Source organism: Limnospira sp. (genome assembly GCF_051859755.1).
GTDB lineage: Bacteria > Cyanobacteriota > Cyanobacteriia > Cyanobacteriales > Microcoleaceae > Limnospira > Limnospira fusiformis.
On the sequence record NZ_JBIMLI010000193.1, the window covers coordinates 1 to 6,601 of the forward strand.

The following is a 6,601-nucleotide window of genomic DNA, read 5'->3' on the forward strand; positions in this document are numbered from 1 at the left end:
TGTTACCTTAACCGGTAATAGTGCTATCGTCGCATTGTCCGGGAACAACCGGAAAAATGTCGCGTAAATGTATCAGACAAGTTAGTTGGGCTGATCGCCGTAGGGGTCGATTCAGCAGTCGCATTTGTGGTGCGTCAGGTCAGATTTTTCTGGTATTAATTATTAGAAATTTTTCTGACGCACCCTACCATGAGGTCAAAGAGAAACAATCAGATAGCCATTTTGAAATTTAGCCCCAGTTACAGGTTGACCAGTCAGGGAAGGAGGTAGCAAAATATTACGGCGTTGATCTCCAGCCTCAATAGTCAGTTCAGGACCATATTGGGTGAGTTTGATCTGTTTTTTATCAAATCCTGGTAAAAATAGGGTGACATGACGGCGCGCGACATCAATAGAGATGGAACGCGGGGCGCTGGTGGCTTGGCTAAAGTCCGGTAGGGCTTTGATTAAAGTTTCCCAGTTGGAAGCAGCTTCTGGAATGGCTGTAACCGTCAGGGGGGCGAAGCTGTCAGCCAAATAGCTGGTTTGTTGGCTCTGGTTGAGGAGAATACCACCCACAGTTAAGCCTACCTGTTGAGCGCTTCCCCATAGGTAACTAGCCGTAGCCCGCGCCACTTCATCTTCCGTAGTCACCAGATAAGCACTAACTCGGTTAGGGTCTGATACTGCGGATTTTCCCTGTTCCAGAACATTGCTCATTTCTTTAGTAGGTCCGGCGAAGGTATCCCCAGAGATATCCACACTTAACACCGTACTAGCAATGGGTTGCACAAATGGAGATAGTGCTTTTCCTAAGTCCGAGTCCAGAAATACCTGCCGAAATCTTCGGATGTACCAACTGAGAATTTCTGGCATTCCCAGCATCCTTAATGTTTCCTGGCTGTTATTGCCATCATAGACGATCGCATCATAATCGCCACTATGATCATATTCTCTCAGGGCATTGAGGGCTAGGGCGCTATCCATTCCTGGTAATACCCCCAATTCCTGACCGTAGACGTTTTTAAAAAAGGGAGTGCGTAGGTATTGCGCCTCTAGTGTCTTGAGTTGTTCCCAACTGCTTTCCAGTAAAGCAGCGCACTGGAATTGTACTGCTTTTAGGTTAGTTTCTACAGGGGTGGGTGTCGTAGTCAAAGGAGTTCCCAGTAGCAGGGATGGTCCTGGCCCGCTGTCGGAGGTGGCCAGTAAAACCCTTTTACCTTGGGCGGCGAGTCCTTTAGCGGTGGCGATCGCCATTGTAGTTCTACCTGTACCACCCTTACCCAAAAATGTCAGAATCACAGCCATCAATGATTTCCTATATGGTTGGCGATCGCGCAGTCTAGGTAAAACCCCCCCATGAGAGGCGATATATGCTACCTAAGCCTTACGCGATCGCTCATGGATTAGTTATTTATCCTATCCCAGGAACCGCACCTGAGCCGCTGATCGCGGATAATGGATTGTCATTAAGCATTTTCTAGCTCATCTTCAAAAAACCAAGTCGATAGACTATTTTCAAATTGGACGACAAAACCAATACCACTGCCATCGACCATTTTAAAGCCTTTGACAGTTCCAAATGGATTTTGCTTGAGTTGAGTAACGATATTTCCCGGTATGCGATCTCTAATGCGCCGGACTTTGACTCGTTGACCGATTTCGATTGCCACTTCCAGTGTTCTCCTTGGGTATTGAACCAATCCACAGTTTATCAGTTATCCGGTCCGCCTTTTTAGCAGTTGTGTTGAATAACCAAAGTGTTTAAGCTATTTGTTGGTTAATTGCAATGGACGAAAATCATGGATATTGTCGAATTTTTTGAGTTGAGTGCGGGAAAGTGGTTTTCTCAGCGGACTGTACACAATTTGACTTCCGGTAGCCTGGAGGCGGGTAAATCTAATTTGGTCATGGAAGCCCTTTCCCCTGATGATGCTATTGTTATAGACATCTGCTCCCATCATGGCGTTGACACGGCATTGGTAGCTAAGGGTTTAAAGTTGACTTGGGAAGGGACTATAGAATCAAATCCTGATCAGCAACGAGGTTCGGCGGTTTTGGTTCCCCTAGTCGTCAGCGACAGTCCCCTACAAGGAAAACTTTTGCAGCAGGGGGGCGATCGCCAGACTCAATTAATGGGTCGTTATCTCATGGGTAAGGATGATGTTTTGACTTTATGGCTTGAGTCTGATCAGTTTAAAGCTGAGGAGAGGATCTGGTATTTGATTCCTAATCTACGCCTGCGAACCAGTATTGTTCATTATAGTAATGGATTGGCTTTGGCTTCTTTTTGCTCGGAAATTCGCATGGGTTTAAAGTAAAAAAACATAACCCCTTTAATATTCCCTGGGTAATCAGCCCCTACATCATAATTGACAATTGACAATTGATAATTGATAATTACCCCAGCTAAATGGCTCCCCGTCGTAGAGACAAGCTACCACTTGTCTCTGCTTTGAAATACAGCCCTTTCAGTCATCATGGCTTACTTGTCTAAGTGCCTCTCCCCCCGGGGAGAGGGCTTTAGGGTCAGGGTAATTTTTGAAGCGACTTCCGAACAAACTGTATCTATTATTCATCAGTTTGACTATTTTCGATAATAGCTTGCAATTTGGCACAAAAGTCTGAATAGTGGAGCGTCAGAGTCGGGGTGATCTCACTCACTGGGAGAGATTCAATAACTGGTTTTTCCGGAGCTGGTATTTCGTTTACAGGTGGATTTTCCTTCCCTTTGATTTCTTGTATGGAATTTTCAACAATTTTATAATCCTTAAAAGCATGGGGTAATTTATTGCAAATTAAGCGCTCAAACTCTGAATTAAAGTGATATATTGGCTGATTGCGGCGTTTCCATAGCTCTAGTATTTGCTGGACTGAAATAGATTTATAACGCCCCAAATAGAGAGCTTCGATGACAGCAAGATGCAGCCAATTCACATCATATATTTCCGACCAATTTATAATAATTTGACTTGAGGTTTTTCCCTCTAGATCAAAACTGTAATGATTAAGCAGGACTTCGGCTTGTTCTGCGGGTGATAGGCTCATACGGCTAATCATCAAAAGGGGGTGAATCCCCAGTCCAGTTAAAATCACTAATCCTAAGACTGAAACTTCCCAGTCTTTGGACAGGATTAATTCTGAGGATGACACCATGGGTGCGCCGACTGTATTCTAAGGTAAATTCATAATTTAAGGCTAAACCGCTATCTAAATTAATGGCTGATTCTACACCACCCCTTAACCCTCCATAAATTTGCTGAACTAATCCCAAAGTGAGGATTCTTTGATCTACCATGCGATCGAATAAAAAGGGAGATGCACCATCGATCGCCACTTGAGTATAGAATACACTGAAACCCGTATAGTCCAGATAGCTGCGGGAAAAATGCCCTAGCTGTCCTTGAATACCCACACTACTACTAAGATAGAATTGGGATTCATCCTCAGAATACAGACTAGCCACTCCTCTAGCAATTCCCACCAGACGCACAAAGGGGATGACAGGTCTGGGAGTGTATCTGAGTCCCTCGGAAGCCGTAGCAGGGAGAGCCGAACCATTCCACAGGGGAATTGGATAGATCAGAGTACCAACAGTTTGAAAGCGTTGGCGACTGATGCGATCGTTTTCGCGTTCCGCCTCCAGAAGGTCAAAGCGATCGGTATTCGCTTCTATGGCTTGGTAGCCGGTTTGAAAATTAACATATCCTCCTGATGGTCCGATCAAGATATTAGGTACTGTCAGAACCGCGCCAAAACTACGGTGTACCGTTTGTGACCCCAGAGTTCCGTTAAATATCCGTTCCCGATAGCTATATTCCCCGGTGAGCGTGTAATCTTCTAATGATTGGCGAACCCTTAATCTCCCCCTATAGGCGTTTTCCCCTAGTAGGGGGAAGTCTTCAAAGTTACTAATTTTCAACTGTCCCTCTATAGAGGTAGTCGGGGTAATGCGACCAGATAAGCGGGTGTTCAAGCCATAAAATCGAGGGTCAAGTGGCGATAAACTTTCCGAAATAGCCCGCTGTACTAACACCTGGGGAGCCACTTTTAATTCTAACGGTCCTACTTCAATGGGGGTTAGGTTCCACTGGACGAAATAACCATCGAGGTCTCTCAGGTCATAGCCAAATTCTAGGGGACTCGGTTCCCTTTGGCGACGGTCAATAATAGTGCGATCGCGAAATAGCGGTATCGAGAAACGTTGGTCGAACACTAGACGCGATCGACTTGTCAGCAGTTCATCTTGTAGGGGAGAGATCCGCCTTAATTGAGCATTATCCGCCCTAAGTTCCAATTCCGGGGGCGAAAAAGGGTCATTAGTAATGCGGATATTAGTAGCCTCCCATTCTCCGTTAGGTTGAATATCGATGCGTTCGGCTTCAAACCTTAAACGATTTACAGTCCCCCCAACTTGTGGGAAAGCAGCACCAGTTACCTGGATTTGAGTCTCTCCGGTGGTGGTAACTTCCGTCACTGGTTGCGCTTCCGTCAGGGTATCTGACAGAGACCCGGAAAAAATGGGCGCAGGGGTCAGGTTGGTTGGTTGTTCTATGTCAAAGTCAGAGGCGGTCGATTGGGTGACAACTACTCCTCTCGCTTCGTAGATGACTCCGGTACTACGCACAAAGTTATATTCCATCTGGCTCCCCTGAACCAGTTGTTCCCCCCTTTGTAGGGCGACATTTCCCCTGGCGGCGGTTTGACGGGTGCTAAGGTTGACTTGGGCTTGGTCTGCTTCGATCAGGGTTTCTCTAAATCTGATTCTGACATTCCCTCTAGCCGTGATGATTTGTCGCTGTTGGTCAAATTCCTGTTCGGCGGCTGTGACTTCTACTAAGTCTGTGGGGGGAATTACTGGTATCTCAATCTCCTCTGACGGGGTAGGTTCTGTTTGGGCTAGGTATAGGGGACGATGGGGATCGAAATGTGTAAATTTTTGGCTGCTATTAATCCCGTAACTCGATGAGGAGGCGATCGCATTTTGGGGAAATTCTAATTCCCTTTGTCCAGTGTTCGGAATTAGATACAATCCCGTGTTCCCGTAAATATCTGACCAGTTACGGGTAATGGGCTCACCCAAAAGGGCTGCTGATGATTCGCGCTTTATTTCCGAGCTTGGGCTTGATGGTAGAACGTAGGATGATGGTAGAACGTAGGAGATCGTTTGATTATGCTGTATATATCCTTTTGAACCAGACTCCGGTTGATTCCAGCTCTGATATGAGGGCGGTTGATTGGGGCTTGGGTTAACAAGGGTTTCGATAATCGCTGGTGGTTCAGGAGGCGGGACCGGATAGGGCATAGTTTACTGACAAACTCGGTTCTAACATATTCGCATCATATCAAGTCCGCTTCACGCAGTATATCTACTTATCCTCGCCGGATCTCTTCCGTCACCCCAAACGGCGGGTTTATCAATCTTCTCGCCCCCAGATAGTCGCCGCCGTGGAACCCACAGAGCCGAGACAGAGGACGGGTTTATCAATCTTCTCGCCCCCAGATAGTCGCCACTGTCGAACCCACAGAGCCGAGACAGAGGGCGGGTTTATCAATCTTCTCGCCTCCAGATAGGCTGAACATTGGAACCCGCCCCTACATGATCATCCATTATCCGTAAATGCTCTCGGAACTGGAGGATGAAGAATCTGGACTACTACCTTTCACCCTGGCTTTAGCTTTAGCCGCACTGCGCTTGAGAGCCTGTAAACGTGCTTCATAACGGGCTCTTTGTCGCTTTTTGGGTGTTTGTTCAATTAACGTCTTTAAGGCACTACCAAGGCTCTTGTAGGCGTTGGGGAGTGTATAACCAAAACGAGATGCGATCGCGATCGCCTTTTCATCAGCTTCGATCGCTTCGATAAGGGTTCGCTCCCCATTATTTTTCTGATACAAGCGATAGCCAGAAACTCCACACAGAGCCAGAGCCAGCAATAACAGCAGTCCATCCTGTACCCACAGTTCTCCCACCGCACCCCCTAAACCAATAGCCAGGGCTGCCATTTCCCAGCCATCTCTGGGGATAGTATCATTTTGAATGCGGGCGACTTCGTGCCAAAATAACAGGTTACGCTGGTCTAGGGCTAGTTGTTCCCAGCGAACTAAATCAATTTGAATCTCTACTTGATCTTTGCCAATTTCTTCTGAGCGAATCAATAGCGGGTTAACCTCAATGGTTTTCTCCACAGTTACCCAACTCTGTAATTCAGGGGGTAGCAAACTTTTCAGTCGCCGGAGTTCGCTCATTTCAGATTTGGCGGTCGAGGTTGCGTATGATGTCATGGTTCCCGCTCTATGCAGTTTATATCTATTCTGACACAGATACATTCAACCCAGAAAAATCCTGCCAAGGGCGGGAAGTTTCTGAGTATGGCACCATCTGAAGTGAAGTAATCACGCCAGATGATGTGTCACTCATTGAGCCTTTAACACTTAGGTTAAAAGCGCTATTGTTGAGTCCATTCTGGTGGCCTATTCAACTGCTGACTGCAATATAGCTATAGTCAGCTACTTGATAGTTCGGCAAACCACCTTTGGTTATGGCTTAACTGATACATTTACGCGACATTTTTCCGGTTGTTCCCGGACAATGCGACGATAGCACTATTACCCGTTAAGGTAA

7 protein-coding genes and 2 pseudogenes are annotated in these 6,601 nt (G+C 46.5%); 2 read left to right on the forward strand and 7 right to left on the reverse strand.

The annotated features are described in order from the left end of the window. Nucleotides 1-67, forward strand: a pseudogene (locus ACTIE0_RS21920) (zinc ribbon domain-containing protein); the annotation flags it as partial. Nucleotides 68-195: 128 nt separating this feature from the next. Here ACTIE0_RS21920 and ACTIE0_RS21925 read toward each other — a convergent pair. Next, the gene (locus ACTIE0_RS21925) at nt 196-1,287 is read right to left on the reverse strand and encodes a Get3/ArsA fold putative tail anchor-mediating ATPase NosAFP (protein ID WP_006622214.1); all 1,092 of its coding nucleotides are present in this window, start codon (nt 1,285-1,287) and stop codon (nt 196-198) included. Nucleotides 1,288-1,448: 161 nt separating this feature from the next. After that, nucleotides 1,449-1,652 carry a cytochrome b6f subunit PetP gene (gene petP / locus ACTIE0_RS21930; RefSeq protein ID WP_006622213.1) on the reverse strand — a complete coding sequence of 68 codons (204 nt, stop codon included), beginning with the start codon at nt 1,650-1,652 and terminating at the stop codon, nt 1,449-1,451. Between the two features lie 129 nt (nt 1,653-1,781). On the opposite strand from petP, the gene ACTIE0_RS21935 reads away from it, so the two are divergent. Beyond that, a complete protein-coding gene (locus tag ACTIE0_RS21935) occupies nt 1,782-2,300 on the forward strand; it encodes a phycobiliprotein lyase (protein ID WP_006622212.1) in 519 nt (172 codons plus the stop codon). A gap of 250 nt (nt 2,301-2,550) precedes the next feature. Here the strand turns inward: ACTIE0_RS21935 and ACTIE0_RS21940 are convergent, their stop codons facing one another. From ACTIE0_RS21940 to ACTIE0_RS21960, 5 genes and pseudogenes are all read right to left on the reverse strand, one after another. Continuing rightward, entirely contained in the window at nt 2,551-3,039 is a 489-nt protein-coding gene (locus ACTIE0_RS21940; protein WP_006668598.1) for a hypothetical protein, read from the reverse strand. Then, entirely contained in the window at nt 3,032-5,062 is a 2,031-nt protein-coding gene (locus tag ACTIE0_RS21945; RefSeq protein ID WP_231296451.1) for a DUF3769 domain-containing protein, read from the reverse strand. The genes ACTIE0_RS21940 and ACTIE0_RS21945 overlap by 8 nt, the downstream gene beginning before the upstream one ends. A 334-nt stretch (nt 5,063-5,396) precedes the next feature. Continuing rightward, nucleotides 5,397-5,534 (reverse strand): hypothetical protein, encoded by a 138-nt coding sequence (locus ACTIE0_RS21950; protein ID WP_187758280.1) that lies wholly within the window; start codon nt 5,532-5,534, stop codon nt 5,397-5,399. A 55-nt stretch (nt 5,535-5,589) separates the two neighbouring features. Further along, nucleotides 5,590-6,261: a DUF3318 domain-containing protein gene (locus ACTIE0_RS21955; protein WP_035759958.1), complete on the reverse strand. Its 672-nt coding sequence runs from the start codon at nt 6,259-6,261 to the stop codon at nt 5,590-5,592. A gap of 275 nt (nt 6,262-6,536) precedes the next feature. Further along, nucleotides 6,537-6,601: pseudogene (locus tag ACTIE0_RS21960) on the reverse strand (zinc ribbon domain-containing protein); the annotation flags it as partial.